At 77.1% G+C, this 14,716-nt stretch carries 6 protein-coding genes; 5 read left to right on the forward strand and 1 reads right to left on the reverse strand.

Translation table 11 applies throughout. From position 1 onward, the window contains the following. Window positions 1-33: 33 nt before the first annotated feature. Window positions 34-1,326 carry a TerD family protein gene (locus AB0D46_RS15300; protein WP_362877796.1) on the reverse strand — a complete coding sequence of 431 codons (1,293 nt, stop codon included), beginning with the start codon at window positions 1,324-1,326 and terminating at the stop codon, window positions 34-36. Window positions 1,327-1,522: 196 nt separating this feature from the next. Here AB0D46_RS15300 and AB0D46_RS15305 point away from each other — a divergent pair, with 196 nt between their 5' ends. From AB0D46_RS15305 to AB0D46_RS15325, 5 genes are all read left to right on the forward strand, one after another. Beyond that, on the forward strand, window positions 1,523-2,377 hold the full coding sequence (locus tag AB0D46_RS15305) for a DUF4132 domain-containing protein (protein WP_362877797.1): 855 nt from the start codon (window positions 1,523-1,525) through the stop codon (window positions 2,375-2,377). Further along, window positions 2,374-7,335, forward strand: a complete 4,962-nt coding sequence (locus AB0D46_RS15310; protein WP_362877798.1) for a DNA-binding protein — start codon at window positions 2,374-2,376, stop codon at window positions 7,333-7,335. Before AB0D46_RS15305 ends, AB0D46_RS15310 begins: the two co-directional genes overlap by 4 nt. Before the next feature lie 148 nt (window positions 7,336-7,483). Continuing rightward, a complete protein-coding gene (locus AB0D46_RS15315) occupies window positions 7,484-8,638 on the forward strand; it encodes an AAA family ATPase (protein ID WP_362877799.1) in 1,155 nt (384 codons plus the stop codon). Further along, window positions 8,635-12,669, forward strand: a complete 4,035-nt coding sequence (locus tag AB0D46_RS15320; protein ID WP_362877800.1) for a DUF5682 family protein — start codon at window positions 8,635-8,637, stop codon at window positions 12,667-12,669. The genes AB0D46_RS15315 and AB0D46_RS15320 overlap by 4 nt, the downstream gene beginning before the upstream one ends. Further along, window positions 12,666-14,525, forward strand: coding sequence for a hypothetical protein (locus AB0D46_RS15325; protein ID WP_362877801.1), 1,860 nt, complete (start codon window positions 12,666-12,668; stop codon window positions 14,523-14,525). Before AB0D46_RS15320 ends, AB0D46_RS15325 begins: the two co-directional genes overlap by 4 nt. Window positions 14,526-14,716: the final 191 nt, after the last annotated feature.

The following is a 14,716-nucleotide window of genomic DNA, read 5'->3' on the forward strand; positions in this document are numbered from 1 at the left end:
GCCGGTCATCGGACCGGGGGCGGCGTCCTCGTATCACCGCTCTTCCTTGAACTCCACCGGTCCCAGGTCCATCTCGAAGGCGCCGTCGGCGTAGAGCACGGGACGGTTCTCGACGTTGGCTCCGCTGTACTTCTCCACCTGGCTGATCATCACGCCGTCCGGGCGGGTGAAGTCGACGAGGGCGATCGCCGCCCAGTAGGCGTTCTCCTGCTCCGAGAACAGCGGGACGACGACGGTCGAACCCCGCCCGTCGGTCACCACCGCCTTCGCCCCGAAGCTCTTGAAGCTGCCGGTGCCGTTGTCCAGCGCGCTGTAGGCGCAGATCAACACGTATCCGTGGGTGTCCGGACGGTGGACGCGGATCGTCTCGCGGCCCGGCACCGTGGCGTCGCCGTCGAGCGCCAGGTGGGGCCGGTCCTCCAGGGAACCCCGGTTGTTCCAGTACACGGCCCCGGCCGTCGGCGTCTTCCCCGACTCCCGGTCCGCCGCGCGCCGTTCCCTCTGCGTGAGTTCCCGGCGGACCCCGGCGGCGGGCACGAACAAGGCGTACAGGTCGAGGTCGGCCGGGCCCTCCACGCGGCCCCCGCCGTCCCACTCCAGGGAGGCGGTCACCACCGCGCCCCGGTCGCTCTTGTCGAGCGCGATGGTGGCCGTACCGTTCTTGACCAACTCGATCCGGCCCAGCGCCGACGCGGGCTCGGGCGCGGCCTCCGGCCGTACCTCGGACGCGGGCTCGGGCGCGGCCTCCGGCCGTACCTCGGGCTCGGGCTCGGCCTCGGGAACGACGCCGACCGGCTCCGCCTCCACCGCTCGCGCCCGGGTCGCCGACCCCTCCACCGCGACGCCGAAGTCCGCGGCCAGTCCCGCGAGGCCGTTCGCGTAGCCCTGCCCCACCGCCCGGACCTTCCAGCCGCCGTCCCGGCGGTACAGCTCGACGAGGAGCAGCACCGTCTCGCCGTCCGTCGGCGGCGGCGGGACGAAGACCAGGTCCTGGGCACCGTGGCGCACCGACACGCTCGGGGTGGAGTCCGCGTCGAAGGCGGCGTCCGGCCCGTCCGCGTCGATGCTCGCGACGCACACCACCGTCTCGATGGCGGCCGGGACCGCGTCCAGGTCCGCCTCCACGACCTGCCCCGCGACCCGGACGCCGTCCTGTTCGGGGTGGTTGTGGAAGACCAGGTCGGCGTCGTCGCGCACGGTGCCCTCAGCCGTGAGCAGCAGTGCGCAGACGTCCACCGACGCCGGTGTCCGTACGGTCACCGTGACCCGTGCGCCGGGCAGTTCGTCGTTCCCGCCCTTGTCGAGTTCTACAGGTGCCTGTGTCACTGTCCCGCCCCGTTCTGTGCGCTTGACGCTTCGACCGCCCTCATTGTCCACGCCTGCTCCCCCACCGCCCGCCGACCCGTGGCGGACGCTGTCAGTGGCTCTCGCTAGTCTCCCCGCATACCGCAGCTCAGGGGCGTTGGCGCCGTCATGTGGGCTGCGCGGAAACGGACGCGAACAGGCGGAGGGGCACGTTCTGATGGCTTGGTTGGCAGTGGACGAGGGCTACGAGGTCGCCCTCGTGGAAGGGCGGGTCACCGCGCGGCGGCCCGCGGGGCGGCAGTTGAAGGCGCTCCCGAAGGCGCTGCGCGATCACCCCGAGGTGGACCGGTTGCGGCGGCTCGCCGAGTGGCTGGAGCGGCACGAGGCGTCCTGCGCCGCGCAGGTGGACGCCTGGATGGTGTCCTCGCTTCCGGTGCCGACCGCGCTGCTGGCCCGGGTGTGGCCCGACGAGGCCTGGCAGGCGGCGCTGCGCGACCTGGCGATCGTCGGCGACGATCCCGACGAGGTCGGCTTCCTGCGCGACGCCACCGCCGCGGGCGAGCTGAAGGTGGTCAACCTCGACGGCGAGACCGTACGCCTCGCGCCGCGTACGGTGACCCTGCCGCATCCGGTGCTGCTGCCCGACCTGGACGACGTACGGGACTTCGCGGCCGAACTCGGCATCACGCAGAAGGTGGAGCAGATCCACCGGCCGACCTGGGTCAGGCCCGCGGGGCTCGCCGCGACGGAGACCGAGGTGCGGGACTACGCGGGCGGCGTGTTCCCCTCCCGGTTCAGCCTCGCCGCCCGGGCCACCGCCCTGGGCTACCGGGTCTCCGGCGGCTACTCCACCTGCAAGGTCCGCGACACCGGGCGCGCCGTGGAGGCCGCCGTGTGGATCGGCGAACCGTACTGGGACAGCGAGTCGGCCACCGGTTCGCTGAACTGGCACGACGACGAGGGCCGGTCGGTACGGCTCCACGAGGTCGGGCCGGTGGCCTGGTCCGAGGGCATGAGGATGGCCGCGGCGCTGTACGCCGGGCGCAGCATCGAAGAGGGCGGGGACGCGTGAACACCACCACCATCAGCAACGGCGGCGAAGCCGCCGCACTGCTCCGGGCGGGCGCGGTGCTGCCCGCCGACGCCACCGGCGCGGGCGCCGACGCCGTGCCGTTGACGGCGCGGACGTACCGTCACCCGGCGCTCGGCGACGAACGGGTCGTCGTGCGGATCGCCGCGGCCGAGTTGGGCGCCGCCGAGGACCTCGCGGCCGGGTTCCTGGGCCTCGTACCGCAGGACGCCGAGCCGCCGGTCGTGGGTCTGGGGCGGCGGCAGGCCCTCGGGTTCCCCGAGTGGGTCCTGGTGCACCACCCCGACGACGGCCACCACGCGCTGGCCGTCGTCCCCGAACTGGACCGGATCGCCCGGCAGGCGAAGACGAAGCCCAAGGCGGCGCTGGACGCCTGCCACGAGCTGGCCGGCCGGCTCGCCGCCGCCGTCCCGCACTTCCTGCCCGTCTTCCACGAGCAGGCCGCCCGGCTGTTCCTCGCGGTCGAGAACACCACGTACGCCGCCCAGTTGTTCGGCCGCGCCCGGACCAGCGAGAGCCAGTACGGGCTGGGCGTCGACGAGGACCGGCTGGACGCCGTGTTCCTCGAATTCGCCCTGGCCGGAGCGCTGCCCGTGAAGGTGCTCACCGCCTACGGCAAGGAACTGGCGCTGCGGGTCTCCCCCGCCGAGGCCCTCGACCGGTTCCGGCGGCTGTGCGTGCGCCGCACCGCGGGCGGGCTCCCGCCGTCCGCGCAGGCCGCGGTGGAGCTGCGCCGGCTTGCCCGCGCCGCCGGGCCGACCGCGGGTGAGGCCGAGCAGGAGTACCTGGCGGAGCTGCTGCCGCTGCCCGCCACGATGCGCGCCGCGAGCGGCTGGTGGAAGTCCCACCGGGCCGCCCTCGTCGCGCTCGCCCGACGGGTTCCGTCCGTACGGGGCACCCTGCTGGGCCTGGCCCCGACCGGCGGCGCCGCCGCCGGCGAGCTGGCCGCGCTGTGGCTGGAGGTGCTGGAGGAGTCGGGTGCCACCGCCGGGCTCACCGACGCCGACCTGCCCGCCGAGGAGCGCTGCGCCGACGGCGCCGCCGGCTGGCTGGAGCGATTCCACACCGCCCGCCACAGCGGCTGGGGCGCCGCGCCCGTCCTGCCCACGCTGTTGCCGCTGGTGACCCGCTGCGCCGACCGGCTGCGTACCGAACTGGCCTCCCCCGAGCGGGAGGACCGTCTGCGCATCGGCCTGCAGGACGTGGACCTCATCGACCTGCTGCTGTCCCTGGACGTGCCCGTCGCCGTACCCGGCGTGGGCGACCACCACGGCGGCCACGGCCGGGACGTCGTCCGCGGCCTGGAGCAGTGGGCGAGCACGCCCGACCGCCGTGACCTGCGGGCGCTGTGCGCCGACGAGCGGCTGCGCGCCATCCTGCTGCGCGGCCTCGACGGGTTCAACGGGCACATGTCCGTCGGGCGCACGGTCGTGCGTCTCCTCGCCCGTACCGACGGCAGCATGCCGCTGGTCGCCGAGTGGGTCCGCCGGGTCGCCGACTCGTCCCGGGCCGCGGCGCTCCCGGAGCTGCCCGCCGCCATCCAGCGCCTGACCTGGCTGCCCGCCGAGGCGCTGGCCCTGGCCCCGGAGGAGGTGGCCCGCGCGGCCGCCGCCGACCTGGCCGAGATCCTCGCCCGGACGCTGCGCGGCGGCCTGTTCGACGAACTGGGTTGGCCTGTCTGGGACAAGGCCGTCGCCGAACTCACGCCCGGCAACAACCGCCACCACCACCGCGTCGTGATGGACGCGTGGCCCCACGTCATCGTCGCCAACTCCGGTCAGGTCCGGGTCCTCGACGCCGACTCGACGGTACTGACCCACGACCTGCGCGTTCCCACCGGACCCCACCAGGTCACCGGCTTCCACTACGTCGACGGCGACCTGTTGGTCTTCTGGTCCTCCTACGACGGGCCCGTGCAGGGCTACTGGCTGAGCGAGCCCGGGGACGTCCTCACCCTGGACTCCAAGGGCGACTACTGGAACCCGCGCTCCGGGCACGTGTCCATGCAGCTGCCCGGCGGCGGCCGCGCCACCGGCGCGCACGTCCTGCACCCCGGGGACACCCGACTCCCCGAGGAGCGGGAGGTCATCTCCGACGGAGTCTCCTACTGGGTGTGGGAACACGCCCAGCACCCGGCCGAGCCCGGCTGGGCCGAGTACGACCCCGCCACCGGCACCACCGGCCGGCGCTCCGCACCCGGGTTCCTCGCCGACGCCCTGAAGGGGCACCCACAGGGCAGCACCCTGCCCGACGCCGTCGGGCAGAACTGGCTGCGGCCGGTACCCGCCGTCGAGGGCTCCGTGCTCGGCGCTCCCGTCGACGGACTGCTCGGCTGGCGCGCCGTGCGCGTCCCCGACCAGGGCTGGCACGGCTCCGACAACGCGGGCAGGTCCGTCACCGTGCCCGTCGGCAACCGCATTCCCCGGCACGCCGTGGAACTGCCCGGCGACGGGCGGCCGCGCGCCGTGGCCACCGATTGGCAGACGCTGTCACTCATCGACCCCGAGGGCGTCGTCACCGCCTCGGTCAGCGCGGACCACCGCACCCGTACCTTCGCCACCCGGGGCGTGGAACTCCCGCCGCTCCCCTACTGGCACTGCCTGCGCGCCCGGGACCCCGAGGGCTCGGCCGTGCTGCGCGCGATGGACCGGGACACCGCGGCGACCCTCCTGAAGGCCGCCGAGGCCGCGAAGCCCGACGAGGTGCCCGCGCTGGTCGCCGCGGCCCTGCCCCGGATCACCGACCCCGTGCTGATCGGCGGCGTCGTCGAACAGGTGCGGGCCGCGCTCGCCCAGCGCAAGGCCCTGGACCGGGTGGCGCGCTCGCTGGCCCCGGCCGAGCCCCGGCAGCCCCGGACGCCGGTGGAACGCGGTCCGGCCGACCGCCTCCTCGACGAAGGCCTGGACGGGCTCGTCGGCTCCGGGCACCACCGCTACAGCGAGGAGTCCGACACGGTCTTCCAGCTCCTGCGCAGGCTCGCGGCCGCCACCGCCGACACCGCGGCCGAGGCCGTGCCCGGACGCCTGCACGTCGACGAGCCCTCCGTCCCCCACTCCGCGCTCCCGTGGACCGGCCCCTTCCTGGAACGACCCGCCGCCGTCGCCTACCGGTCCGTCGTCACCGGCACCACCGACGCGCAACGCACCGCGCTGTGCGCGCTGCTGGCCGAGATCGACACGCTGGGACTCGGCTCGACCGAGCGGGCGGCGGCCCGGTGGCGCCGGGTCCGCGTACGGATCGACCAGGGTCGCCTGCACGGGGCGGACGGCCGTGAGCGCGGCCGCGGCACCCGGCACCGCAGCGTCCTGCCGCTCGGCGGCGGCGCCGCGCTCGGCATGGCCGAGTCCATCGACGGCCGGCCCGGGCGGCGCGAGTTCGCCGCGCTCCTGCACGATCCGAGCGGCGCGTTCACCGTGCCCGCGCCCTACGAGACCTTCGGCGACCCCACGGTCCCGGGCGACCCGGAGCGCGGGGCCGGCTGGCTGGCCGCGTTCCTGCGGGAGGCCGGGACCCGCGGCGCGGCCCCCTGGTTCCCCGAGGCCGCCGAGGAGTTCGCCCGGCTCACCGGGGTCTCCTCCACGACGGCCCGGCTGGTGCTGGCGGGCCTGCCGCACCTCGACTCGTACGACCGCGGCTTCCTGCCCGCCGAACTGCGGACCGTCCTCGGGATCAAGGCCACCGCCGCCGGGCACGCCCGCACCGACCTGAAGGAACTCGGCTTCGACGTGCGCCGGGAACTGGTCGCCGCGCTGCTGCCGGCCGATCCGGCGCTGCTGTGGACCGAGGGCCCGGACGCGGCGGCCGCCGCGCGGGTCTGGAACCGGCGCGTGGGGCGTCGTACGCCGATGCCCGACTGGCTGCCCACCGAGGCCGGCAAGGACGTGCGCAGCAGCTGGGCGTTGCACCGGGCGCTGCCGGCGCTGCTCGACCCGGTGGCCTCCCCGGAGCTGTCCACCGATGTCGCGTGGACCGTCAAGGGCGACCACGTGGAGCCCGTCGTACCGACCGACGGCGCCTTCGACGTCTCCGTGTTGCAGGGGGCGATCACGCTCACGGCGTGGCTGGCGCACCGGTTGCCCGCGGGCGACCCGATCCGGGCGTGCCTGCCGCCGGCGCTGACCGCCGTACGACAGCGGCTGGCCGCGCCCGAACTGCTGCTGGGCGGCCACTACATCCGTGCGGCCGACTTCCGGATGGCGGCCGGCACGCCGACGGAGACCGCGCAGGGCTACGAACGGTACGGCGCGGTGGTCCTGCCCACCGTCGACGGGATGCCCCGGCCGGCGCTGCGCCCGGCGCTGCTGGACTCGACCGGCTCCGACCCGTACCTGCCGCTGCTCCGGGGTCCCGAGCAGTTGCCCTCGGCCGCCGAGACGGCCCTGCGCCTGGCGCACGACCCGCGCTTCGCCGCGCTGCTCGCCGACCCGGGGGCGCCGGCGGCCGGGGCCGCCGACCGGGACGGCACCTGGTGGCCGCAGGACCCGAGCCGGTCCGTTCCCGAGTTGGTGGCCGAGGTGGAGGAGGCGCACGGGCTGGGCGCCGACGCGGCCGCGCTGTACCTGGCGCTGCTGGCGATGCCCGACCCGACGGACCGCAACACGGCCCGCTGGACGGGCTGGAAGCCGGCCCGGCTGAAGGCGGCCCGCGCGGAACTGGCCGCCACCGAGCTGGTCGTGACGGCCGGCCGCAGCCGGGCGGGCCGCACCCTGTTCCTGCCGGGCGGCTGGTCCGACCTGGACTCCCCGGCCCTGCCGGTGGAGACCTGGAAACTGCCGATGTACCCGGTCGTGTCGGGGGGCCGCCCGACGCTGGGCCTGTCGGCGCCGACCGAACCGGCCGCCGACCTGTACCGGCGGGCGTGGGCGCGGGTCCGCGAGGGCGACGTACCGCGCTTCGAGGAACTGAAGGTCAAGCGCACGGCGACCCGCCGCCGCCGCTGACCGGACGGCCCGGACGGGGGCGCGCGCCGGCGCGCGCCCCCGTGTCGTCCTCGACGGGCCCTTCTCCCGGCCCCTTCTCCTTCTTCCTTCTCCTCCCTTTTCCTCCCTTCCCTCCGCACTTGTCGACTTCCAGAACACAGAGGACCCGATGACCGTCACCGATCAGCCCGCACCCGCCCGGCAGGTCATGCCGGCCGAGGAGCGGTACGCCGCCGAACTCGCCTTCCTCGCCGCGCAGGACACCGGCCCCCGGCCGCCGGGCTGGGCCCTGACCCCGCGCGCCGTCGTGACGTTCGTGTGCGGCAGCGAGGGGGCCGAACTCGCCCTGCCCGGGCGTCGGGCCGGCCTGCCGTCGAAGCTGGTCATCGCGGCGAAGTTCGTCGGCGAGCGCGCCCTGGTGGAGCGCTGCGTGGTCACCCTCGCCGGTGAACGCGGACTGCTGCTCACCGGCGAGCCCGGTACCGCCAAGTCGATGTTGTCCGAGCTGTTGGCGGCCGCGGTGTCCGGCACCAGCGCCCTCACCGTGCAGGGCACGGCGGGCACCACCGAGGACGCCTTCCGGTACGGCTGGAACTACGCCCTGCTCCTCGCCCAGGGCCCGACGGCCCAGGCCCTGGTCGACTCCCCGGTGCTCTCGGCGATGCGGACCGGACGCGTCGTCCGGGTCGAGGAGATCACCCGCTGCCTGCCCGAGGTGCAGGACGCGCTCGTGTCGATCCTGTCGGACCGTCGGGTCACCGTCCCCGAACTGACCGCCACCGAGGACGCGTTGGTCTGCGCCGCCCCCGGTTTCACGGTCATCGCGACGGCCAACCTGCGGGACCGGGGCGTGTCGGAGATGTCCGCGGCCCTCAAGCGGCGCTTCAACTTCGAGACGGTCGATCCGATCGCGGACGCCGACGCGGAGGCCACGCTGATCCGGCGCCAGGCCGTCGCCGCCGTCCAGCGGGCCGGCGCCGCCTTCGCTGTGGACGACTCGGTGCTCGACGCGCTCGTCACCGTGTTCCGGGACCTGCGCTCGGGCCGGTCCGCCGAGGGCTGGGACGTGGAGCGGCCCGGCACCGTCATGTCCACCGCCGAGGCCGTGCAGGTCGCGGCGTCGCTGGGGGTGGCCGCCGCGTACCTGCCGGGTGGTGACGCGCTGGACCTGCTGCCGGGGCACCTGCTGGGCGTCGTGCGCAAGGACGATCCGGCCGACCACGGACGGTTGCTGGGGTACTGGGACGGCCCGGTCCGGCGCCGGGCCGAGGACGGCTCGGCGATGTGGCGCCGCCTCTGGGACCTGCGCGGGAGCCTGCGTTGACGGTCACCGACCAGACGGCCGGCCCGGCGGCCGAGCCGCGGACCGCGGTGGCGGCCCTCGCCGCGTCGCGCGCGCCCTACCTGCTGGGCGTACGCCACCACAGCCCCGCCCTGGCGGCGGTGGTACCGGCGCTGCTGGAGGCGGCGGGGGCCGAGGTGGTCTGCGTGGAGCTGCCCGCCGACTTCCAGCCGTGGCTGGAGCACCTCGCCGATCCGGAGACCGTGGCGCCGGTGGCGCTGGCCGGCCTCGGACGCGAAGGCCGGCTCGCCTTCTACCCCTTCGCGGACTTCTCCCCCGAGCTGGCGGCGATCCGCTGGGCGCGGGGCCGGGGCGTGCAGGTCGTCTGCTGCGACCTGCCGCTGACCGACCCGGGCTGGTCCGACGCGGCCCCGGAGCCCGGAGCGGCGCCCGGCGACGCGCCGGAGCCCGGAGCCGGGTCCGACGGGCGGGCGGCGACCGGTGGCGGCCCGGCCGGTGCGGGGCCGCCGGAGGCCGGACGCGCCGGAGCAGCGCCGCGGGACGCCGAACCGGCGGACGCCGGACGCCGGCCGGGGGCGGAGACCGGTCACCCGGCCGCCGCCGGGCGGGTCTTCGCGGACGCGCTCGTCGCGTCGGGTACCGGGCGGGAGGGTGAGGACCTGTGGGACCGGGCCGTCGAGGTACTGGCCCCCGGGTGCTCCGCCGAAGCGGTCCGCCGCGCCGCGCTCGGCGTCGGCTGGGCCCTGCGGTCCGACGCGGGGACGGTACCCGCGACGGACCTGGCCCGCGAGGCCCACATGCGACGGGTGATCGCAGAGGCGGGCGCCGGAGGACGCCGGGTGGCCGCCCTCATCGGCGCCTTCCACGCCCCCGCACTGCTCCCCAGCGACCCGGACCACGAGGTTCCCGCACCCCGGCATGCGGCGGACGCGGGTGCGGAGGCGAGCACCCTTCGCCCCGCCGACGCCCCGAACGCCACCGACGGCGCTGGGACCGGACGCTCCGCCGGGCAGGACACGGCTCCGGGTGCGACCGCCACCGAGGCGGACGCACCCGACACGGCCGGGGCCCCGGCCCTGTCCGGGGCCGTTCCGGCCGTCACCGGGACGGGCCGGGGCACGGCGTCGGGCACGGCGTCGGACGCAGCCTCCGGCGTAGCGGGCGCGACCGGCGCAGCCGGGGCGGCGAGCACCGCCACCGGGCCCGCTCGCGCATCGGCCGCGCGCGGGGGCCCGTCCGTCGATGCCGGCGAGCGGCCCGCGAAGAGTCGGCCGTCGGATGTCGGGGACGGCGGGGCGGAGGTGGTGACCTCCTTCGTGGCGTACTCGTACGACCTGCTCGACTCCCGATCCGGCTACCCGGCCGGGATCCGGGACCCGTTGTGGCAGCAGGCCGTCCTGGAAGCGGGCGGTGACCCCGTACGGGTGCGGGAGGCGGCGTCGGTCGCCGTCACCGGCGTGTGCCGGGAGCTGCGCCGCGCCGGGCACACTGCCGGCACCGGGGAGGCGTCGGAGACGCTGCGCCTCGCCTGCGACCTGGCGGTGCTGCGCGGGCTGCCCGCGCCCGGTCGGGGCGAGCTGTTGGAGGCCGTGACGACGGTGCTCGGGCAGGGCGAACCCCTCGGTCGGGGGCGGGCGTTGGCCCGCGCCCTGGAGGCCGTACTGGTCGGCGCGGGCCGCGGCCGGACCACCCCGCACGCCCCGCGATCGGGCCTCGGTCCGTCCGTGGAGGCGGAGCTGGCCGAGCTGAGGCTGCCGTCGCCCGAGGAGCCCGCGTCCCGCGAGGTGCGCCTCGACCCGTTGCGTTCCCCGCTGGACGCGCGCCGCGAGGTGTTGCTCCAGCGCCTGCTGGTCTGCGGCGCCTCCTACGGCGAACCCGTCGCCGTCGCCGCGACCGGTGACGGGGCCGCGCTGGGCAGCAAGTGGCGGCTTGCCTGGACGCCCTCCGTCCCGGCCCGCCTCGACCTGGCCGGCGTCCGCGGCGTGAGCGCCGCCCAGGCCGCCGCCGGCACCCTGCGGGACACGGCGCGCCGCGAAGCCGCCGCGGGCGGCCCGACGGCCGCCCAGGTGCTGGCCGGGCTGGCCGCCGCCGCGCGCTGCGACCTGCCCGCGCTGGTCGACGTACGGCTCGTGGAGGCGGCGGAGGTGCTCCCGGACACCGCCGGGCTCCCGGAACTCCTGGAGGCCGTCGATCTGTTGGAGGCCCTGCGGCGCGGACACCTCCCCGGCGCCTCCGCCGGGGCCCGGGACACCGCCGGGACGCTCATCGGGGACCTGTTGGAGACCGCCGTACGGTCGCTGCCCGGACTGGCCGGCAGCGACGACCTCGCGGACGCCGGCGCGCTGGTGGCCCTCGCCGACCGGGCCGCGTCCCGCCTGCTGGGGCTGCGCATGGACGCGGCCCTGAGCGAACTGGCGGACACCGCATCGCCGTTGATGCGGAGCGCGGCACTGGCCGTACGGGTCCTGCTGGACCTGGATCCGGTGGCGGAGCTGGGCCGGCGGACCGCCGCCTGGGTCGACGCCGCGACCGCCCCCGAGGGGCGCCGGGTCCTGGCCCGACGGCTCGCCGGGGTGCTCGGCGCCGCCGGCCCGCTGCTGGACTCCTCCCCGGCCGCCCTGACCCCGCTCCTGGACCGGGTGGACAGCCTCGGCGACGAGGCGTTCCTGGAGCGGCTGCCCGCGCTGCGCGCGGGTTTCGACTCCCTCGCCCCGGCCGCCCGCGAGCGGCTGCTGGAGACGGTGACGGAGCGGCTCGGCGACCGCGTCGACCTCTCCCTGGACGCGCCGCCCGCGCTGCTCGCCCTGTGGGCGGCGGCCGACGCCGCCGGCGCCGCCGCGCTCAAGGAGCTGCCGCTCCCCGCGCCTTCGGTCGCGGCGCGGGCGCCGGTCCCGGGGGCGCCGGACGCGCCGCGTTCCGCGCCGCCGACGGAGCGGCGCCTGGCCCCCGCCGATCGGTGGCGGCTGCTGCTCGGCCGGCAGCGCGACCGGCTCCCGGCCGACGCCCGGCGCTACGCCCGAGCCCTCGACGAGCTGTACGGGGCGGGTCGGGGCGAGGGCTCGGCGGATCTCGACCGGGGCGGTCGGGGCGGCGGGGACGGGGCCTCCTTCCCCACCGCCCGCGAATGGGCTCACGAGCTGGAGGCGCTCTTCGGCGCCGACCTGCGGGAGGAGGTGCTCGCGGACGCGGCCGGGGCGGGCCGCACCGATGTGCTGGCGCAGCTCGACCCGGCGTCCGTACGCCCCTCCGTGGAGCTGCTCGGCTCGGTGCTGTCGCTGGCCGGCGGCATGCCGGAGAGCCAACTGGCGCGGCTGCGGCCCCTGGTGCGGCGGCTGGTCGACGAGCTGGCCAAGGAGCTGGCGACGCGGCTGCGGCCGACGCTCTCCGGACTGTCGACCCCGCGCCCGACCCGCCGCCCGGGCGGCGCGCTCGACCTGGCCCGCACCCTGCGGGCGAACCTCGCGCACACCCGCCGGCTGGACGACGGCCGGGTGGTCGTCGTCCCGGAGCGTCCGGTGTTCCGCACCAGGGCGTCCCGGGAGAGCGACTGGCGGCTGATCCTGGTGGTCGACGTCTCCGGCTCGATGGAGGCGTCCGTCATCTGGTCGGCGCTGACGGCGGCGGTCCTCGGCGGGGTGCCGACGCTGTCCACGCACTTCCTCGCGTTCTCCACCTCGGTGGTGGACTTCACCGACCGCGTCGAGGATCCGCTGTCGCTGCTGTTGGAGGTCCGGGTCGGTGGCGGGACGCACATCGCGGCCGGCCTCGCGCACGCCCGTTCGCTGATCACCGTGCCGAGCCGCACCCTGGTCGTCGTCGTCAGCGACTTCGAGGAGGGCGGGCCGCTCGGCGGGCTCCTCGCCGAGGTGAGCGCCCTGGCCTCCTCGGGCGCCCACCTGCTGGGCTGCGCCGCGCTCGACGACGCGGGCGCGCCCCGGTACTCGGTGCCGGTGGCCCGGCAACTCGTGGCGGCCGGCATGCCGGTGGCCGCCCTCAGCCCGCTCGCCCTCGCCCGCTGGGTGGGCGACCGACTCCGTGGAGAGCCCCGTTGAGCACCACCAGCACCGCCGCGCCGTTGCCGCCCGTCGCCCCCGAGGTCCTCGCGCGGGCGGTGGAGGACCTGAGCGCCCGGCTGCGCAAGAAGCTCGACGCGGCCGTGGCGGGATGCGCCGGCTCGGCCCGGGCGGAGCCCGACGGGAGCGTCACCGTACGGTTCGGCGAGGACGCGGTGGTGACGTTGCGTCCGGGCGCCACCGGGGTGGTCACGGAGGCCGGGCAGGCCGTCTGCGGCTGCCTGCTGGCGCCGCGCTGCCTGCACCGGGCCGCCGTGCTGGGCGCGGCTCCCCTCGCCGACCCGGCGGACGCACCCGTAGCGGAACCGGAGTCCGTGACCCCGCCCGTGGGGCCGCGGGCGTCATCGGACCCCGACGGCGGAGCCGGGACCGCTTCGGTGGCTCCGAGCGGCGGCGCACAGCCCCTCACCGCCGCCGCACGGGCGGCCGGCGCCGCGCTGTGGACGGCGTCGGCCGAAGCGCTCGCCGCCGGGGTCACGGCCGGGGGCGCGGTGGTCCAGGCCGAGTTGCTGCGGGCCGCCCACTCGGCGCGCGTGGCGGGGCTGCCGGCGGCCGAGGCGGCCGCGCTGCGCGTCGTACGGGGCCTGCGCGCGGCGCGGGACCGCGACGCCGCCCAGGGGCTCACCGACCTGACGGCGGCCTTCGCCGGGCTGCTGCGGGTCGCCGCGCTGCTGGCCTCGGGCGCCGGCGGCCCGGGCGTGACCGACGGCGGCCGGCGGGCGTACGGGGCCGGCGGCAGCCTGCGCGTCCAGGGCCTGTGCCGGGAGCCGGTGCTCAGCGCCACCGGCTACGGCGGCGTGGTGACCCACCTGCTGGGCGCGGACGGCGCCCCGTACTCGGTGTCCGACGTGCGCCCCGGCGGGCTCGCGCGGGCCCGGGGCGCCGGGGCGGCGTCCGTCGCGCTGGGCGGAGGCGTCCTGGACCACGCGGGGCTTGCCCGCGGCGGCCTGCGCGTCGTCGGCGCGACCGTCTCCGCCGACGGCCGGCTCGGCGCCGGGCGCGGCGTCCGGGCGACCCCGGTCCCGGGCCTGACCTGGAACCAGGAGCCCCTCGCGGCGCTCTTCGCCCGGCCGGCCGCCGAAGCCGTCGCCGCGCACCAGGCGAGCGGGGCGCCGGAATCCGGGACGGACCTGCTGGGCTGTGACGTCGAGGTGGCCGGCGCGGCGGGCGAGTACCTCCTGGTACGGGAGCTGTCCGCGGCCGGCGCCGTACGACCGGACGCGCCCCTGCTGCGGCTGCGCCCCGCCCACCCGCACCCGGAGCTGGCGCACACCGCCAACCTGCGCCGGCTGGCCGGGCATCCGGGCCTGGCGGTACGCGTCCTCGGGCGCCCGGACCTGGATCGGGCGGCGACGCTGCGTCCGCTGGCGGTGGGGCCGGTCCCGGGGGCGGAGCACACGCTGCGGCTGCCGCCGGAGTGGCTGGACCGGGCCGACCTCGGCTACGACCGGCTCCAGGGCAGCCACTTCCCGGACGGCGGCTCCCCCGGGGCGCTGCCCGGCTCCTGCGATCCGGGCCCGGATCCGCTGGCCGACTCGCCCCTGTGGCGGGTGCGCCGGCTGCTGGAGGCGGGCGTCGCGGGCGGTCGTCGCGCGGTGGCCGGCTCCGGCCGGGGCCCGGAGCCGCTGCCCGCGTACGCGCCGCTGCGCCGTGCCGGGTTCGCCGCGGCGGCCGACCTGGCGGGGGCGCTCGTCCTGGAGGCGGACCGGCGGCCGCGGAACGCCTTCGGCCGTCTCGGCGATCCCTCCGCCGACGGGTACGCCCGCGCCTGGCTGGCCTGTGCCACCCACTTGGCGGCCGCCCAACGCTCCCTGGTCGCCGCCTCCTGGAGCTGACCGGCGCCCCGGCCGGGTGGCCGGGTGGCCGGAAGTCGGCGCGCCCCCGCACGCCGCGCCGCCGCCCCGGGGCGGCTCAACAGGGCTGCCAATGGACCGACTTGGCCCGCGCGGGCGCAACACGCGGCGACTCGGTCGGCCCGCCGGGGGGTTGGATGTCCGGTTATGGGTAGGCTGCACCGGACAGTGGG

This window comes from Streptomyces sp. NPDC048383 (assembly GCF_040651775.1).
Classification (GTDB): domain Bacteria; phylum Actinomycetota; class Actinomycetes; order Streptomycetales; family Streptomycetaceae; genus Streptomyces.

Coding starts and splice junctions, on each gene's coding strand:
- AB0D46_RS15305 (WP_362877797.1), top strand. CDS start 1,523: ATGGCTTGGTTGGCAGTGGACGAGGGCTACGAGGTCGCCCTCGTGGAA.
- AB0D46_RS15315 (WP_362877799.1), top strand. CDS start 7,484: ATGACCGTCACCGATCAGCCCGCACCCGCCCGGCAGGTCATGCCGGCC.